Annotated in this window: 13 protein-coding genes and 1 pseudogene; 5 read left to right on the top strand and 9 right to left on the bottom strand. The window is 67.3% G+C overall.

The window, feature by feature from the left end:
• Nucleotides 1-8 precede the first annotated feature (8 nt).
• The 3 genes and pseudogenes from TX79_RS02085 to TX79_RS02075 all read right to left on the bottom strand — a co-directional run.
• Nucleotides 9-216: pseudogene (locus TX79_RS02085) on the bottom strand (small multi-drug export protein); the annotation flags it as partial.
• Between the two features lie 139 nt (nucleotides 217-355).
• On the bottom strand, nucleotides 356-1,081 hold the full coding sequence (locus TX79_RS02080) for an alanyl-tRNA editing protein (RefSeq protein WP_049928233.1): 726 nt from the start codon (nucleotides 1,079-1,081) through the stop codon (nucleotides 356-358).
• A gap of 91 nt (nucleotides 1,082-1,172) precedes the next feature.
• Complete coding sequence (locus TX79_RS02075; protein WP_049925449.1) at nucleotides 1,173-2,357, bottom strand: trans-sulfuration enzyme family protein; 1,185 nt, start codon at nucleotides 2,355-2,357, stop codon at nucleotides 1,173-1,175.
• 222 nt (nucleotides 2,358-2,579) lie between these two features.
• Between TX79_RS02075 and TX79_RS02070 the strand changes: the two genes are divergently transcribed.
• Nucleotides 2,580-2,900, top strand: coding sequence for an antibiotic biosynthesis monooxygenase family protein (locus TX79_RS02070; protein WP_049925447.1), 321 nt, complete (start codon nucleotides 2,580-2,582; stop codon nucleotides 2,898-2,900).
• 87 nt (nucleotides 2,901-2,987) lie between these two features.
• Here the strand turns inward: TX79_RS02070 and acnA are convergent, their stop codons facing one another.
• The 4 genes from acnA to thyA form a co-directional block, all read right to left on the bottom strand.
• Entirely contained in the window at nucleotides 2,988-5,804 is a 2,817-nt protein-coding gene (gene acnA / locus TX79_RS02065) for an aconitate hydratase AcnA (RefSeq protein ID WP_049925446.1), read from the bottom strand.
• A gap of 219 nt (nucleotides 5,805-6,023) precedes the next feature.
• Nucleotides 6,024-6,878, bottom strand: coding sequence for a fructosamine kinase family protein (locus TX79_RS02060; RefSeq protein ID WP_049925445.1), 855 nt, complete (start codon nucleotides 6,876-6,878; stop codon nucleotides 6,024-6,026).
• Nucleotides 6,879-6,880: 2 nt separating this feature from the next.
• Nucleotides 6,881-7,429 (bottom strand): dihydrofolate reductase, encoded by a 549-nt coding sequence (locus TX79_RS02055; RefSeq protein WP_049925444.1) that lies wholly within the window; start codon nucleotides 7,427-7,429, stop codon nucleotides 6,881-6,883.
• On the bottom strand, nucleotides 7,426-8,454 hold the full coding sequence (gene thyA / locus TX79_RS02050; RefSeq protein WP_049925443.1) for a thymidylate synthase: 1,029 nt from the start codon (nucleotides 8,452-8,454) through the stop codon (nucleotides 7,426-7,428). Before thyA ends, TX79_RS02055 begins: the two co-directional genes overlap by 4 nt.
• 430 nt (nucleotides 8,455-8,884) lie before the next feature.
• On the opposite strand from thyA, the gene TX79_RS02045 reads away from it, so the two are divergent.
• The 4 genes from TX79_RS02045 to TX79_RS02030 all read left to right on the top strand — a co-directional run bounded on the left by TX79_RS02045 (nucleotide 8,885) and on the right by TX79_RS02030 (nucleotide 14,920).
• Nucleotides 8,885-10,570 (top strand): ribonuclease H-like domain-containing protein, encoded by a 1,686-nt coding sequence (locus tag TX79_RS02045; RefSeq protein ID WP_049925442.1) that lies wholly within the window; start codon nucleotides 8,885-8,887, stop codon nucleotides 10,568-10,570.
• A gap of 16 nt (nucleotides 10,571-10,586) precedes the next feature.
• On the top strand, nucleotides 10,587-13,298 hold the full coding sequence (locus TX79_RS02040; protein ID WP_049925441.1) for a DEAD/DEAH box helicase: 2,712 nt from the start codon (nucleotides 10,587-10,589) through the stop codon (nucleotides 13,296-13,298).
• A gap of 165 nt (nucleotides 13,299-13,463) precedes the next feature.
• The gene (locus tag TX79_RS02035) at nucleotides 13,464-14,186 is read left to right on the top strand and encodes a proteasome subunit beta (protein ID WP_081655460.1); all 723 of its coding nucleotides are present in this window, start codon (nucleotides 13,464-13,466) and stop codon (nucleotides 14,184-14,186) included.
• Entirely contained in the window at nucleotides 14,186-14,920 is a 735-nt protein-coding gene (locus TX79_RS02030; protein ID WP_049925440.1) for an archaeal proteasome endopeptidase complex subunit alpha, read from the top strand. Before TX79_RS02035 ends, TX79_RS02030 begins: the two co-directional genes overlap by 1 nt.
• Nucleotides 14,921-14,954: 34 nt before the next feature.
• Here TX79_RS02030 and TX79_RS02025 read toward each other — a convergent pair whose 3' ends face one another.
• A complete protein-coding gene (locus TX79_RS02025; RefSeq protein ID WP_049925438.1) occupies nucleotides 14,955-15,968 on the bottom strand; it encodes an ArsR/SmtB family transcription factor in 1,014 nt (337 codons plus the stop codon).
• 90 nt (nucleotides 15,969-16,058) lie between these two features.
• Entirely contained in the window at nucleotides 16,059-18,095 is a 2,037-nt protein-coding gene (locus tag TX79_RS02020) for a prolyl oligopeptidase family serine peptidase (protein WP_049925436.1), read from the bottom strand.
• Between the last annotated feature and the right edge of the window lie 63 nt (nucleotides 18,096-18,158).

The following is an 18,158-nucleotide window of genomic DNA, read 5'->3' as shown; positions in this document are numbered from 1 at the left end:
GGCTACGCGATTCCGAGCATCGAGAGGACGTTTCCGGCGAACGCGACGACGCCCGTGAGAACGGGACCGGGCTCGAGGCCGATCGCGATCGGAATTACGACGAGGAGTTCGATCACCGGAATCGCGGCGAAGATGAACACCAGCAGGTGCTGGAGGAAGCCCGTGGCCTCCTCGAGGGCTCGAGCCGACATCGACGAGGGGTGGAGCGAGTGACAGGAGTGAGACGAGTTCGACGCAGATGCGAAGCGAACGGCGGATGTGGGCGGAAGAACCCGATCGCCAATGTAGACGCTACCGGCGGTAACTACGTGACGTTACCCTGTTCGACCGATCCGCCCCCGTTCCGAAATCGGGACTACGACTCCTCGAGTTCGAACTCGATCCGATCGGTGTCGTCGCCCTTCGACGTGTGGTCCACGATCGACACTCGCCCGATGTCACCGAGTCGCGAGACGTGCGTGCCGCCACACGGGCACATGTCGAATTTCTCGATCTCGACGACGCGAAGCGGGTCGACGGAGTCGGGAATCAGGTCGAGCAGCGCGCGGCCCTCGTCGACCTCCGCTTCGACGGCGTCCCGCGGACGGTTCTCCTTCACGACCGCGAGGTCGCGATCGATCGCCTCGTTGCTACGGCGCTCGATGAGCGCGAGGTCCTCGTCGTCGAACGACGCGGGCTCGAAGTCGATCCGCGAGCGATCGGGATAGACCTGGTTCCCGGCGGTGCTCGCGCCGTACTCCTCGAGAACGACGCGGGAGACGACGTGCTGGGCGGTGTGCATGCGGCTCAACTGCCGTCGTCGCTCCTCGTCGATCCGACCCTCGACCGTCGTTCCCGCGTCGGGAAGCGTCCCCTCCCGGAGTTCGACGTCGTGGCGCACCTCGCCGTGGTCCTTCCGGACGTCGATCACGTCGGCGACGCCGTCCTCCCACTCGAGGACGCCGCGGTCGGACGGTTGCCCGCCGCCTTCCGGATAGAAGTAGGTTCCGTCGAGGAACACGCCGTCGTCGGTCGTTTCGGTGACGGTCGCCGTGAACGTCGTCACGTCGTCGGCATCTGGAAGGTATCGTAACTCGGTCACGGGGAGGGGTTCGTACCGAAGAATAAAGACGCTGCTGACGGCGACGAAGCGAGTACTCGAGCAATGCATCTCGGTCACGAAGAACTGGGGCTTACGGTAGCGCCGTCCGGAAATCATCGCGGAGGTCCTCGGCGTCTTCGAGGCCAACCGACACTCGGACCAACGTCTCGGGAATCTCCGCCGTGGCTTTTCCACGGCTAAATTCGTCGGGAATCATCAGCGACGGCACCTCGACGAGGCTCTCGACTCCACCGAGACTGGCACCCGGCGTGAATACCTCCAGCCCTTCGATAACCGCTTCGAGTTCGGTGGGCGTGCCGTCGAACTCGAAGGACAGCATCCCGCTGTACCCGAACATCTGCTCACTCGCAAGGTCGTGTTGCGGGTGACTCTCGAGGCCCGGATAGTAAACACGGTCGACCCGCTCGTGGCTCTCGAGGAACCGCGCAACCGCCATCGCGTTCTCCTCGTGATGTTCCATCCGCGCGGGCAGCGTCTTCACACCTCGCGCAACCAGATAGCAATCGAACGGTGACAGCATGTTTCCGAGTCCGACCCGCTGAGCGAACGCGAATCGCTCGAAGACTTCCTCGTCGTCGACGATGACGGTACCGCCGATCGAGTCGGAGTGCCCATTGAGATACTTGGTGGTGCTGTGGACGACGACGTCGGCACCGAGGTCCAGCGGCGCTTGGAAGTACGGACTCGCAAAGGTGCTGTCCACGCCGAACAGGGCATCGTGGTCGTCGGCGACGTCAGCTATCGCCCGGACGTCGTACAGCCGTATCAGGGGGTTCGACGGCGTTTCGACCCAGATCAGGTCGGTGTCGGAATCGACTGCTGCGGCGACGTTTTCGGGGTCGCGAGCGTCGACGAAGTCGACGTCGATGTCGAAGTGGCCGGCGGCGAGTTCCGTGAGCAGTTTTTCGGTCCCACTATAGACGGAGTCCGAGGAGACGATACGGCCTCCCGGCGGGACCAGCGCCAGCATCGTCGTCGAGATGGCAGCCATCCCGGAGGCGAACGCCAGTCCGTGCTCGCCGCCTTCGAGGCGGGCTAGCTGCTCTTCGAGGACCGCCCGAGTCGGATTGCTCTCGCGCGAATAGTCGTGGTCGTTGGCGTTCGCCCCGCTGGCCCACTCGAACGTGGTCGAGAGGTGGATCGGTGGAACGACGTCGTTCGTTCCACCTCTGTGGGGGTGCGTCTCGGTCTCAGTTGCGCCGACGGCGATTGTCGCGAATCGATTCTCGTTAGAGTGGTCGTCGTGTCGTGTCATGAATTGTCACAATAGGGCCTACTCGAGCGGTTGTACGGGCCGACGATACGGAGAGGGTGTCCAGAGGAACGTTCTCCGTCGCGAAGGAAAGGTGTGGAGTTCCCGGCGAGAGTGGCCAGAAACGCCAACCCGATGCGGGCGCGAGTCAGCGAGTCGTTCGTAGCGAACGTTGTGTCTTCGGAGGGGAAGCGTCTTGTTCGCGTGGACGAATGAGCAGTCCTGATGTATCTCGTTACGTTCCGTCTCGATCCGGGGGAGTACGATGCGGAGTTTCACGAGTTGAACGACGCAATACAGACGGCTGCCGAGAATACGGAGGGGTATCTGGGCAAACGAACGTGGCACGCTCCGGAGAGCGAGGAGGTTCTCGTCGTGTACTACTGGGAGTCGCTGGACGCGCTCGAGTCGTTTGCAGCGGATTCCGACCACGAACGCGCGAAACAGCGGTGGACGGAGTGGTACGATGCGTACGAAGTCACTGTTACGGAAATCGTCGAGAAATACGGGAGTGGGTTCGGTGACGACGCAGACCCGCCCGTGTAGACCATCACAGGCATCTTGATCGCGAAAACGGAAAACGGGCGACACCGAGCCCGGATTTCGATCTGGGCGTCCCGACGCTCGGTCGCGTTAGTTCAGTTCCTCGTTGAGCAGGCGTCGGAGTACGAGGTGGAGCACGCCGCCGTTCTCGACGTACTCGACCGCGGCGGGCGTGTCGACCTGCGCCGTGACCGTGAACTCGGTGACGTCATCGTCCTCGTCTCGCGGCTCTGCCGCTCGACTGTCCGCGGAACGTGGTTCCGCGCTCTTCTCGGCGGTAACGGTGAGTTCGGCGTTTGGCTCGAGGCCGTCCTCGAGCCCCTCGATGGTGAAGTACTCGGAGCCGTCGAGACCGAGTTCGTCCCAGCCCTCGCCGTCTTCGAACTGCAGGGGCAGCACGCCCATGCCGATGAGGTTGTCGCGGTAGATGCGCTCGTAGCTCTTCGCGATAGTCGCGCGGATACCGAGGAGGTCTGTCCCCTTCGCGGCCCAGTCGCGGCTCGAGCCGGTCCCGAACTCCTCGCCGGCCATCACGACCAGCGGCGTGTCCTCGGCGCGGTAGCGCTCGCTGGCTTCGAACACCGTGGTCTCTTCACCCGTGGGGTGATGGATGGTGTAGCCGCCCTCCTTGCCGTCGAGCATCTCGTTCTCGATGCGGACGTTCGCGAAGGTACCCCGCATCATGACCTCGTGGTTGCCCCGTCGCGAGCCGTAGGTGTTGAACTCGTGGGGTTCGACGCCGCGCTCCGTGAGCCACTGGCCGGCGGGCAGGTCCTCGCCGAAGAGCCCGGCCGGGCTGATGTGGTCGGTCGTGACCGTGTCGCCGAGGGAGAGCAGGCAGCGGGCATCCGCGACGTTCTCCACGCCGGGCTTCTCGAGCGGGAAGTCCGTGAAGAACGGCGGCTCGCGGATGTAGGTCGACTCCGGGTCCCAGTCGTAGACCTCGCCCGTCGGCGCGTCCAGTGCTTCCCAGCGATCGTCACCCTCGTAGACGCTGGCGTACTTCGCTTCGAACATCTCGGGGGAGACGCTCTCGTGGATCGTCCGGCGGACCTCTTCGGCGTCCGGCCAGACGTCCTCGAGGTAGATCTCCTCGCCGTCGTCGTTGGTTCCGATCGGCTCGTTCTCGAGGTCGACGTCCATCCGACCCGCGAGGCCGTAGGCGACGACCAGCGGCGGGGAAGCGAGGTAGTTGGCCTTGATCTTCGGATGGATCCGGGCCTCGAAGTTCCGGTTACCCGAGAGGACGCTCGTCGTCCAGAGGTCGTACTCGTCGATGGCGTCCTCGATCGGCTTCGGGAGCGGACCCGAGTTGCCGATACAGGTCGTACAGCCGTAGCCGACGACGTGGTAGCCCAGTTCCTCGAGGTCGTCCAGCAGGTCGGCCTGCTCTAAGTACTCCGTGACGACGCGGCTCCCGGGTGCGAGACTGGTTTTGACGTAGTCGGGTACCTCGAGTCCGTGCTCGACGGCGTTGCGCGCGAGCAACCCTGCGGCGACCATCACCGACGGGTTCGAGGTGTTCGTACAGCTCGTAATGGCGCTGACGAGTACGTCACCGTGACCGATCTCGATCTCGGTGCCGTCCTCGAGTTCCACGGGGACCTTCTCGTCTAACGCGAGTCCGGGGGCCGAGGCCGTCGAGTCCTCGGCGGCCGCGCCGCTGCCGTCGCCGATGGCGGGTTCGCCGCCGGGACCCAGCACGCCCTGCTCCTCGAGCAGGCTCGGGAAGTGCTCGTCGAGGTCGCCCATCGGGATGCGCTGGTGGGGCTTCTTGTGGCCCGCGAGGCTGGGTTCGACGTCGCCGAGGTCGAACTCGACGACCTCCGTGAACTCGGGATCCTGCTCGCCGAACAGTCCCTGGGCCTCGAGGTACTCCCGGACGAGGTCGACGTGGTCCGGATCGCGGCCCGTGAGCTCGAGGTACTCGAGCGTCTTCTCGTCGACGGGGAACATGCTGATGGTCGAGCCCTGTTCGGGGGCCATGTTCGAGATGGTCGCCCGATCCGCGACGGAGAGCTGGGAGACGCCGGGACCGAAGAACTCGACGAACTTGTCGACGACGCCCACCTCGCGCAGTTTCTCGGTGATGTGGAGCACGAGGTCCGTCGCAGTCGCCCCCTCCGGCAGTTCACCCTCGAGGCGGACGCCGACGACCTCCGGCAGGGACATGTTGATCGGCTGGCCGAGCAGCGCGGCCTCGGCCTCGATGCCGCCGACGCCCCAGCCGACGACGCCGATACCGCCGATCATGGGCGTGTGGCTGTCCGTGCCGACGAGGGTGTCAGGGTAGAGCCACTGCTCGCCGTCCTCCTCGCGGGCGTGGACGACTCGCCCCAGGTGTTCGAGGTTGACCTGGTGGACGATCCCCGTTCCCGGCGGGACGACGTTGAAGTCCTCGAAGGCCTGTTCGGCCCACTTGATCGCGCGGTAGCGCTCCTCGTTGCGCTCGTACTCGATCTCGACGTTCTTCTCGTAGGCGTCCTCGGTGCCGAAGTGGTCGACCTGCACGCTGTGATCGATCACGAGGTCGCAGGGGACCTCGGGTTCGACGACCGTCGGGTCGACGCCCTTGCGGTCGGCGGCCGATCGCAGTGCCGCGAGGTCTACTACTGCGGGAACGCCAGTCAGGTCCTGCAGGACGACCCGCGAGACCGTAAACGGGACCTCGGCGTCCGGCACGTCAGGTTCCCACGAGGCCGCCGCACGGACGGACTCGGCGTCGACGGGGCCTCCGTCGGTCGCGGCGTTTCGAAGCACCGACTCGAGCAGTACCCGGATACTCACGGGCAGTTTCTCGAGGTCACAGAGTCCCTGCTCCTCGAGGACCGAAAGATCGGCCATCTTGTACGTTTCGCCGTCGTGTTCGAACTCCCGGATCGCGTCCGAGAACGAATCGGTTGCCATAACCGAATTTCGTATCCTGCGTATTTGAATGTCTCGAGAATACCGTATAGAGGCCCTTATACACCCGTTATTCTGGGGTAGTGGGGTGAACAATCACGTACCGTATGTAGGGCTCCGGAGAGTCACCTTCGTACCGAACTCGATCGGCGATACCGGTGCGGAGCGATCGGAATCAGCAGCGTACCTGTGCCAGCCGCCGTGGCAGTGCCCGCGTCGGTATCAGTACCCGAGCACCTCGAGCGTCGCCTCGAACCGCTCGACGTACCGCCCGCCGAAGAGGTGAACGTGAACGAGCAGCGGATAGAGGCGGTAGACGTACCGACGGCGGTCGAAAAAGCCCGGCTCGATCGACTGCTGGGCCCGATACCGATCGAAGAACGCGTCCCCGAACGTGTCGGTCCAGTCGATGTACGCCAGTTCGATCTCGGGATGCGCGTAGTAGGTCGCGGGGTCCAGAAACGCGGCGATCTCGCCGCCCCGGGAGACCACGTTCGTGGCCCAGACGTCGCCGTGGATCAGCGCGGGCGCGTCCGGGTCGTCGATCAGCGACTCGAGATCGGCGGCCACCTCGTCGAGTCGCTCGGCGAGGGCCGGCGAGAGCGACCCGTCCTCTCGCGCGAGGCTCGCGGCGTACTCGAGCCGCGACTCGCGATAGAACGCGACCCAGGAGTCGGTCCACGGATTCGGCTGGCGAATCGGTCCCGTGAGCGTATCGCGCTCGAATCCGAACGCGTCGGCGCTGTTGTCGTGGAGCACGGCGAGGTGATCCGCCGCGTCTCGAGCGGCCGCGGGGCCGTGCTCGGTCGATCCCGCGACGTGCTCGAGCACCAGCAGGTCGTCGTCGGCGTGGACGACGTCGGGAACGGGTAGCTCGCTCTCCCGCGCCAGCGTCCGGAGCATGAACGCCTCGGTCGAGAGCGGCGTCTCGCCGACCTTCGCGACGAGGGCCGGCCCGTCCGCACGGTCGACTCGGTAAACGGAGCCGATCTGTCCGCCCTGCAGTTCGGTGACGGCCGTCGGCCGGACGTCGAGCGCCCGCGCGACGGCGTCGGCGATTCGGTCCGGGTCGGCCATCCTCACTCCCGGACGTACTCGACGAACGCGAAGCCGTCGCGGTCGTCGCGGTCGACCTCCCGCCACGACTCGCGATCCCAGTCCGGGAAGTGTGCGTCGCCGTCGGGTTCCCGGTGAACCTCGGTGACGATCAGCCGTTCGAGGGCCGGGAGGAACTGCTCGTAGACCGATGCACCGCCCGCGACGAAGATTCGCTCGGCGTCGTCGTGGCGTTCGCGTGCGGCCTTCTCGGCCCTCCGGACCCCCTCCTCGAGACTCTCCGCGACGACCGCGTTCTCGGGCGTCTCGAGGTCCCGGGTCGTCACCACGACCGTCGTCCGTCCCGGCAGCGGCTCGCCGAGCGTCTCGAGGATGCTCTCGTAGGTGATCCGGCCCATGATGACCGGATGGTCCATCGTCGTCTCCTTGAAGTGTCGCAAGTCTTCGGGGAGGTGCCAGGGCATCGCGCCGTCCGTTCCGATGATGCCGTTGTCGGCGACGGCGACGATGCCCACCAGTTCGCGGTCGGTCGCGTCCGCGAGCGTTTCGGGGAGGGATTCGTGATCGGTCATTCGGCCACGGCGAACTCGATGCCGTCGTGAGACTCGTACTCTTTCAGTTCGACGTCGTCGGCGGTCAGGTCGTCGATCGAAACGTCGGCGACCTCGAGGGTCGGGCGATCGAGCGGTTCGCGGGAGAGTTGCTCGAGCAGGCCGGGAACGTGATCGAGGCGTTCGTCGCCCTCGGCTTCGGCGGGGGCTTCGGCCTCGAGCCACTGGCGGATCTCGCGGTACTCCTCGCGGTCGTCGACGTCGCGCAGGCGGGACTGCAGGGACTCGAGGTTGTCGGCGTACCAGTCGCCGCGGTCGCCGCGGCCGCAGTAGACGTGGGCGTCGACGACGGTGTGGGCGAACGTGCCTGGTTCGAACCCGGTCTGCTGGGCGATCACTTTCGTCAGGAGGGCGTAAGCGGCGATGTTGAACGGGACGCCGAGCGCGATGTCACCGGAGCGCTGGGTGAGGTGGCAGTTCAGCCGGTCGCCCTGCACGTTGAAGACGAACGAGTAGTGACAGGGCGGCAGCGTCGAGACGGCCGCGTTGGCGGGGTGCCAGGCGTTGACCACGAGCCGCCGGGAGTTCGGCGAATCCGAGAGCGTGTCGATCACGTACTGGAGCTGGTCGAACACCCGTCGCCGACCGCCGTCGGCGGTCTCCTCGACGGTGACCCACCGGTGGGACTCGTCTGGCCAGGACTCGCCCTCGAGTCGCGCCTCGCCTTCGGGGACCGGATACCGCCTCCAGAAGCGACCGTAGGCGGTGTCCAGTCGGCCCTCGTCGTCGGCCCAGGCGTCCCAGATCTTGGTCTCCTCGCGGAGATTCCGGATGTGTTCCTCGCCGGAGAGATACCAGCAGACCTCGTGGAGCATCGAGTTCCAGCGGTAGCCGTCCATCTGCTTGGTCGTCAGCAGGGGATACCCCTCCTGCAGATCGACCTCGTAGTGTTCGCTGAACGACGAAATCGTGTCGACGCCGGTCCGATTGGGTTTGTGGGTGCCCTCGGAGAGGACCGTTTCGACTAACTCGAGGTACTGTTGCATTGTCCCGCCATTCGAAGCCCCCGACTAAAACATTGATCGCTCGCCGATCGTGATGTTCAGGTATCTGTAACGATCGAGAACGCCACGAAAGCCCCTGACGGCTCCGGTCGATGGACTCGCTGCGCTCCTCGTTTCACTGCCGTGCTTACTTCGCCCGTCTTCCCGGAGCCGGCAGCCCCTTTCATTCCAACCCGCAATGGCATGACCGGCCAGCCGATACGGGTGGGAATGAAAGGGGCTGCCTCGCTCGACCCGGTGAGACGATGTAAGGACCGCAGGCCGAAGGCCGAGGACCGCAACGAGTCGCAACCGGTCGAGCGAGGTAGGGGCTTTCGTGGTGGTATTAGACGCAACCGTTCTCCTATCGACTGCTACCACTTTCACTCTGGTGTCCAAACCCTCATTATCGCCGCGGGCCTCCCGACGACCGATGACCGCTCGAGCCGGCGTCACCGTCCTCGCCCTCCCGCCGTCGGCGATCGCGGATCGGCCAGTCCCCACGCTCGAGGATCTCGCAGCGACGGTCGAACCCGACGCCGTCTGGGTGCTCGGCCCCGATCGCGACCCGCAGGCGTTCGCGCGGGCCCGGAGCGTCTTCGATGCCCCGGCCGTGCATCCGCCACTCGAGACCGGTGGCGACGGCCCGCTGTCTCGACGGCTGCTCGAGGCCACCGCGCCGGAGGACGGGAACGACGACGACGCTCCCCTCGAGATCGCCCTCGCGCCCGGGACCGAGGCCTTGCGTGCGGACCCGGACGCCGTCTTGCGGACGCTCGAGGCCGATACCGTGTCGCTCGTCTGTGACGACGTGACGACGGTGACGCGGCCGACGGCCCTCGAGACGCGCCTCGAGGGAGCGCCGGTGCTGGCCGACGCGCTGCCAACCGGAACGGTGACCACCCTGCTGACGGGGAGCGAGCCTGCGGGGTACGATGCGCTCTGGCACCTGGAACCCGGGACGGGTGCCGTCCGCTGCGTCGACCACGAGACGGTCGGCGGCGTCGAACCGCTCGGGGACGACTGCGTCTCCGTTCGCGTCCGCGGGGCCGGCCCGACGAAGGGCTACGGCGAGCGGGGATCGATCGCGAGTCTGACGCTGACCGCGGACGGCGTCACTCGCGTCGACACGCACGACGTGACCGACTTCGGCCTCGAGGCCGTGGCCGGAATCGGACCGAAGACGGCGGATCGACTCGCCGACCGGGGAGTGACCACTCGCGCAGAACTCCTCGAGACCTCGATCGCGACGCTCGCGGACCTCCCGGGCGTCGGCCGCGAGCGCGCCCGGACGATGCACCAGCACGCTCGGGTCCTCGAGACGGGCGAGCCGCGACGATTGACCGACGAATCACTGCCCGGCGCGGACTGGCACGAACCGCCGCTGTGTCTCGACGTCGAGACCGACGGCCTCTCGCCGACGATCCTCTGGCAGATCGGCGTCTACGATCCCGCAACCGACGAGTATCGGGCCTTCGTCGAGCGGGAGGATCCGAGCGACCCCGCGCCGGTGCTCGAGGCCTTTTGCGACTGGCTCTTCGGCATGCACCCGAACCGCGCGCTGCTCACCTGGAACGGCTGGGGGTTCGACTACCGACACCTCGGCTCGTTCGTCGCGAAACACGTCCCCTACTACGCCGAGGCGTGGGAGTCGATCCCCAAGTTCGACCTCTACTTGTGGGCCGTCAAAGACGAGAACGCCCTGCTCCCCGGCCGGACGAACGAACTCGAGGTCGTCGCCGACGCGCTAGGCTACGAGGGTGCGGAGACGGGCCTCGACGGCGCGGCGACGGCCGCGGCCTACCAGCGATTCGTGCGCACCGGCGCGGAACTCGCGTGGGACCGCCACGAGGCCTACTGCGAGGACGACTGTCGTGCCCTCTGGCACGTCTACGAACGCCTGCGGGACGCGCCGCTGGCGTCCGAGACAATGGCCTCGAGCGTCGACGATGTGGACCGAACCGACGCGAGTCAGTCGACGGGCGACTCCCCGGCGGCGACCGCGGAGGCGAATCGAGGCGAGACGACGAGCGACGGATCGGCGTCGCACAGCCAGGGAACCGGTCGCTCGAGCACGAGCACCGAGGACACCGAACAGGCCGGATTGACCGACTTCTGATCTCACCTCCCGAACCATGAGCGAACCCGAATCCGAGACGCGGACGGACGTCCCGATCACCGGCGAGGAGCTGGTCGAGAGCTTTCCCAGATACCACGATCCGGCGGACGTCAGCGTCCTCGAGTTGCCGGGGCGAGACGCCCAGACGGTTCCCGCCAAAGACGTGTTGCAATCCGAACTCGCGGGTCCCCTCGAGCACGACCTCTACACCCATCAGGCAGAGGCGCTCGCGGCGCTCGCCGACGGGGAGCACGTCTGCGTCGCGACGAGCACGTCCTCGGGGAAGACCCGGGTCTACGCCCTCCAGATCGCCAGAAACTACCTCGAGGCTCGCGCTCGGGGCGTCGAATCGACCGCTTACCTGCTGTACCCGACGAAGGCGCTCTCGCGGGATCAGGAGGGGGCGCTGAACGATCTGTTCGACGATCTGGGGCTCGAGATCACGGTCCGGGTGTACGACGGCGACACCGAACGCGGCGAGAACCGGCGGCGGATCCGCGAGGAGGCCGACGTCATCATCACCAACTTCGCGGGCGTGAACACCTACCTGCACGACCACGACCGGTGGGCGCGCTTTCTCTCGGCCTGTGACCTCGTGGTGATCGACGAGTCCCACACCTACACCGGCGTTCACGGGATGCACGTCGCCTGGATCGTCCGGCGACTGAAACGCGTTCTCGCGTACTACGACGCCGACCCGCAGTTCGTGCTCACGAGCGCGACGATCGGGAACCCGGGCGAACACTCCGCGGCACTGATCGACGAGTCGGTCACCGTCGTCGACGAGGACGGCTCGCCGCGCGGGCCGCGGGATCTGGTGCTCTGGAACCCGCCGCCGCGGGACCGGGAGCGAGACGACGAGCGCGGCGAGTGGTCGGAGACGGACGCTGAAGCGAAGCAACCCGGTGCCGAACGGACGGCGGACGACGCGGACGACACGATTTCCGAGCGCGTCCCGGCCACGGTCGACGCGCCGCGTGTCCTGTCGCATCTGACCTACAACGACGCCCAGACGCTGCTGTTTACGCCCTCCCGGAAGCTCGCCGAACTCTCGGTCAAGCGGGCGTCGAAACACCGCCGCGACAACCCCCGCTACTACACCAACCCCGACCGCGGGAGCGCGATCGAGCCCTATCACGCCGGCCACTCCCGGAAGAAACGCCACGGCACCGAACATCAGCTCCGGAACGGGTTGCTCGACGGCGTCGCCTCGACGAACGCCCTCGAGCTGGGCATCGACATCGGCGCGATGGACGCGACGGTCCAGCTGGGGTATCCCGGCCAGCGACAGTCGTTCTGGCAACAGATCGGTCGCGCAGGTCGGGGACGAAGTCGTGCGCTCTCGGTGCTCGTCGCCGAACACCGAACCCTCGACCAGTACGTCGTCTCCAACCCCGACTACCTGCTCGAGAACGACGTCGAGGACGCGGTGGTCGACGTCGACAACGACGCCGTCTTCGCCCAGCACCTCCGGTGTGCGGCCGACGAACTCGCGATCGACGAGACCGACGCGGGGACCTTCACCGAGCGCGAGCGCCTCGAGCGCGGGATCGAGATGTGGCGGCGGGCCGGGCAGCTACGGGGTCACCTCGAGACGGGCGTCTCGTACGCGGGACCGCCCAGACCCCAGCAGTCCGTCTCGCTGTACGCGACGACGGGCGAGGAGTACGAGGTCCGACTCGCCGAGGGCGTCGACGACGTGCACGATCCGGAGATGGAACCGCTGGCGACGGAACGCGTCCTCCGGGACTTCCACGAGGGGGCGGTCCGCCTCCACCAGGGGAAACAGTACGAGGTCGTCGACGTCGACCACGCCGCGCCACGGCCGAGCGTCACGTTGCGGCCGACGGACGTCGACTACTACACCCGGACGCGGACCGACGTGACGGTGCTGGACGCCGTCTCGGAGCGCTCCCGTGAGATCGGCGACTTCACCCTCCACTTCGGCCGCGGTCGCGTCCTCGTCTACCACGGCACGTACGATCAGGTCGCGATCCACGGTGGGGAGAAGCGAAAGCAGTCGATCCCGACGGAGAACCCGCCGCTCTCGATGGAGACGCAACTCTGCTGGCTCGAGGTTCCCCAGGACGTCGAGCGCGCGCTGATCGAGAAGTACCGCGACGTCTCCGTCCCCGAACTCGAGGACGACCTCGCGGGGACGGCTCACCTCGGCTACGCTGGCGGGTTGCACGCCGCCGAGCACGCGACGATCGGCGTCGCGCCGCTCGAGTTGATGGTCGACAAGCGCGACCTGGGCGGGTTGGCGACGCTGACGATCGACTCGCACCTCGATCAGGAGCCGTCCGAATCGAACGAGGGGTTCGGCGTGGCGACCGACGACGGCGACGCGCCGCGAAACATCGCTGCGGCCGAGGCCACCGTTCGCGAGATCGCGACCAATCTGGAGCGGCCGCCGGCCAGCGGCTGGTTCATCTACGACGGCGTCGAGGGCGGCCTCGGGTTCGCGCGGGCCATCTACGAGCACTTCGAGGCCGTTGCTCGCCGGGCGCGACGACTGATCGCTGACTGCGACTGCGGTGATCCGGGCGGCTGTCCCGCCTGCGTGATGGACGACCAGTGTGGCAACGACAACCGGCCCCTCCATCGCGGCGCGGCCGTCGACGTCCTCGATCAACTGCTCGGCAACGAGGACCGGAGCGCCCTCGAGGCGTACCTGCCCGACGAGGAGTACGGCGGCGACCGGCGGCCACCGCTGTTTTACGCCTGAGACGGCCTGCTGTACCGGCTCCGTCGTCACCACCGCCGATCGCTGTGCCACCGGAACTGACTTCCAGGCGACCGTCTGATTCCGGTGCCGGCCGACTCGATTTCGTCGCCCGGCTAAAATATATTTTAGCTAACATATATTCGCGCGCCGGACCGAGAGGTGGGTATGCGACATCGATTCGACGCGGGTGGTCGCGCCACCGACGACCGACGACAGCGACACCACCGCACGGAAGCGAGACTCGGCAGTTTCGAGGAGCGGCCCCCGGCCGAACACGCTGCGCCGAACCCGTCCGAGGACACCCCCACGCTCGAGACGGGGACGACCATCGTCGCGATGGAAGCCGACGAGAGCGTCGTGATGGCCGCGGACCAGCGGATGAGTCTCGGCGGCCGACTCGTCGCCAACAAGGACGCCCAAAAGATCGAGTCCGTCCACCCGACGGCGGCGATGGCTATCGCCGGCTCCGTCGGCCCCGCCCAGGACTTGCTCCGGTCGCTCAGCGTCGAAGCCAGGTTGTACGAGACCCGACGCGGCCGCCCGATGCGCGTGAGCGCGCTGGCGGAGGTCGCCGGCGGACTGGTGCGAGGCGCTCCCGTGGCACCGCTGCTCGGAGGCGTCGACGATGCCGGAGCGCACGTCTTCCAACTCGACGGGAGCGGCTCCGTGATGGCCGACCGGTACGCCGCCGGCGGCAGCGGGATGCAACTGGCCTACGGCGTGCTCGAGGACCGGTTCGAACCCGACGCTCCGACGGAAGAGGCGGTGACGACGGCGACTGCCGCGGTCGAGGCCGCCAGCGAACGCGACACCGCGAGCGGCGACGGCGTTACGCTCGCGGTGATCGATCGCGACGGCGTGCGCTTCGAGACCGGAGGTGCGTCCTGATGCAGGGTCCCCAGCGGGAGGCCTACGACCGGACCAGCACGATCTTCTCGCCGGACGGGCGGCTCTACCAGGTCGAGTACGCCCGCGAAGCCGTCCGACGGGGTGGTCCGGTCGTCGGCGTGCGAGCGACCGACGGCGTCGTGTTGGCGGCACACCGTCCGGTACAGTCCCCGCTGCAGGTCTCCGAGACTGTCGAGAAACTCCACGCCATCGACGACCGCGTCGGGGCGGCGACGGCCGGCCACGTCGCCGACGGACGCCACCTCGTGGAGGAGGCGCGCCTCGCGGGCCAGCGTGAGCGCCTTCGGTACGGCGAACGCGCCGGCGTCGAACGGATCGCGACGGCCGTCGGGGACTACGTGCAGGAATCGACCCAGTCCGGGGGCATGCGGCCGTTCGGCACCTCGCTACTGTTCGGCGGCATCGACGGCGGCGATCCGCGACTGTACGAGGTCGATCCATCCGGGACGCCGCGAGAGTGGCGCGCGGTCGCCGTCGGCGGCAACGGCGAGGCGATCCGCGACTCGCTCGAGGCGGAGTACACGCAGGATCTGGAGACGAGCGCGGCGACGAGCCTGGCCCTGCGGGCGCTCGACGACGGACTCGAGGCCGATATCGGGCCGGACGACGTCGCTATCGGGACGATCAGGACCGATTCGGACGGCGTGAACCTGTTCGACCGCGAGCGACGGGCGAGCGCGCTCGGTGAGGCCGGGCTGACTGGCGCGTCGTAGTACAAACGCCGCCGCTGAAGGGACGGGCGCGGTCTCAGGCTGGCGTTCCTTCGCCGTCGTCGAGGCCGGCGTCGCCGGAACCGCTGTCGGCGGTGCTCGAGGCAGGCGTGGCGGCCTCCGGTCCGGTGGGCTCCGGGACCGTCCGGCGTCGGTGGTCGACGACGGTGGCGTCGCGCGCGAGGTAGCACTCGAGCAACTCCTCGTCGAGGCGGAGGCCCACGACGAGACACCACGGATCCGTGGAGACGAGGCGTTCGCTCCACTCGGGGCCGACGTTCCACAGCGGCCGCTCCGCGATGTCGACGTCGTGTTCGTGCGCGAACGCGACGACTGCAGGATGTTCGAGCAGCGTCAACGAGACGGGACAGGCGACCGACGCGCCGCAGGAATCGCACTCGAACGTCGCCTGTACTGGATTGTCGACGTCCGTCTCGGTGGGGTCGTCGACGTCGGCGTCGGTGGCATCGCTCTCGGGGGCGTACGGCACGAGTTGGCCGTCGACCGGGCCGGCACAGTCGGGACAGACGCCGTCGGCGAACGCCTCGATCCGGCGGTGGTGGTAGGCGTCAATAGCGGCCGCGACATCGCCGTCGCCCCGGTTGCGATCGCGGTAGCCGCTCGGGGGCGTCGAGACCGCCAGCACGGGTGAGGAACACGCCTCGCAGTCGACCCGCGTCACGTTGTCCTCGACGCGAGCCACGAGTCCGTCGTTGCGACAGAGCGGACAGCGCTCCTCGAGGTCGATCGGCTCGCGGTCGACGCTGTCGGTGTAGACGCCAGACCGAATCGACCGGACCGCCGACCGCCCTGCGGCCGTCAACTCGTAGCGGTCGTCCGGTCGAGCGCGGACGAACCCGCCCTCGAGTTGGCGGAGGTGGTAGGCGAAGCCAGCGGACGTGTCGACGTCGCTGGCCTCGTAGAGCGCCGAGAACGTCCGCGGTTCGGCCGCGTCGAGCGTCCGCAGGATCGTCGTCCGGACCTCGTTGCCCAGCGCCTGAAACGCGTCGCTGGGCGATTCCGACGTGGCCCCGTCTGACTCGTCGGTCATACCGTTCTTCAGTAGCGGCGTCGATAAAAACCCTCGCGTCGCGGTAGCACCCGACGCTGTCCTCTGAGCCGGTGCGAGTACCGGTCGCGGTTACGGCGCGTCGTACTCGACGTTCAGTTGATCGAAGAGGAACGACCAGACGTCGAGTTGCTCCTCGACGATCATCCAGGTGGGTTTGCCGGTGCCGTGGCCGGTGTCGCGGTTCGTCTTGCAGAGGAACGGCCCGCCGTCGGCGACCGCCTGCATGCGGGCGGCCATCTTCCAGGCGTGGACCGGGTGGACGCGGGTGTCGTCCTCCGCGGTCTTGAAGAAGACCGGCGGGTACTCGGTGTCGGGATCGACGTTGTGATACGGCGAGTACTCCTTGATGTACTCGTAGGCCTCGGGGTCGTCCGGGGAGCCGTACTCGCTCGTCCAGGAGGAACCCAGCAGGAACGTGTGGAACCGGAGCATGTCCAGCAGGGGGACGTGACAGCAGACCGCCCCCAGCAGGTCCGGCCGCTGTGTCAACACCGCGCCGACGGTCAGGCCGCCGTTGGATCCGCCCTGGATCGCCAGCCGATCGCTCGAGGTGTAATCTTCGTCGATCAGGTACTCCGCGGCGGCGATCATGTCGTCGAACGTGTGCTGTTTGTTCCCGTGACGGGCGGCCTCGTGCCACTCCTTGCCGAACTCGCCGCCGCCGCGCAGGTTCGCCTGCGCGAAGACCCCACCCGAACGGAGGAACTCGCGGCCGAACGTCTGGAATCCGGGCGTCAGGCTGTTCTCGAAGCCGCCGTAACCGTACAGCAGGGTGGGGTTGTCGCCGTCGCGGTCGAGGTCTTCGCGGTGAACGATAAACATCGGCACCTCCGTTCCGTCGGCGGACTCGTACCGGACTTGCTCGACCGTCAGATCGAACTCGAGGGCGACGTCCGGGCGGTCGAGTTCGTCGCTGGCGTCGGAGTCGAGATCGTAGCGGAAGACGGCCGGCAGGTGGTCGAACGACTGGTAGCCGAAGAACGCCTCCGGCGCGTCGCGGTTGCCCTGCAGGCCGGTGACCGTCCCCGTTCCGGGCAGGTCGATCGATCGAACGTGGTCGCCGTCGAGGTCGAAGACCTCGAGTTCGGAGACGGCCGCGCGTTCGTACTGGACGAGCAGGCGATCGTCGGCGACCGTCGCCCCCTGTACGATCCCCTCCCGTTCGGGGATCGCCTCGGGTAATTCGGCGGGGTCGACCTCGCCGACGTCGCCCGAGAGGTCGAGTTCGAGGAACCGATAGTAGGGGGCGTCCAGGTCGGTTCGGACGTAGGCCGTGTCGTCGTAAATCAGCGGCGTGTAGAGGTGTTCGGCGTCGGTGATCACGGGCGTCAGGTCGGTGTCGCCGACCGCCGCGTAGGAGAGGTCGCTTCGCTCCCAGCCGGTGACGAACGCCACGAGGAGATGCTCTCCATCTCGATCGGTCGAGAGCATCGGCCACGTCGACGGCTCGTCGACCTCCGCGACCAGCGGGTCCGCGTCGGGGTCGTCGCCGTGTTCGTGGTAGCGGATCTCCTTCTCGAGCTGGGCCTCGCCTTCGAGTCCCGTCCGACCGTAGTAAAACCCGTCCGGCGTCCAGGCGAACATGCCGGGGTTGGCCCGTCCGAGGCCGGGGAGTTCCTCGAGGACGTCGCCGGAGGGGACCTCGAGGACGGTCACGTCGTACAGTTCGTCGCCGCCTTCGTCGACGCCGTAGGCGAGTCGCTCGCCGTCGGCCGAGACCGTCCACCAGCCCATCGACTTCGTGGCGTCCTCGCTGAACTCGTTTGGATCGACCAGCACCTCCCGGTCGTCCTCGAGCGACTCCCGAAAGTACAGCACCGGCTGGTCGTCCTCCGGTCGCTCGACCTCCTGGAAGTAGCCCGTCGGCGCGGGCGTGATCGACCCGTAGTCGGTCGTCCGCGCCAGCTCCTCGAATCGCGGTCGGAGGTCCTCGCGGACGTCGACGGACTCGAGGTAGTCGTCGGCGTACTCGTTCTGTCGCTCCACGAACGCAGCGACGTCCTCGCCGTCGTCCTCGAGCCAGAGGTACGGGTCCGCCACCACGTCGCCGTGGCGCATGTAACTCGTGTTCTCGCGTTTCGTCTCCGGGGGACCGTGCTGGACCATACTGACCACGTTCGAATGACGGTCCTATGAAACGATCGGTCGCGGAACCTCGATACCCTCACC

Source organism: Halopiger goleimassiliensis (genome assembly GCF_000455345.1).
Classification (GTDB): domain Archaea; phylum Halobacteriota; class Halobacteria; order Halobacteriales; family Natrialbaceae; genus Halopiger_A; species Halopiger_A goleimassiliensis.
This window is presented reverse-complemented; position numbering and strand designations above follow the sequence as displayed.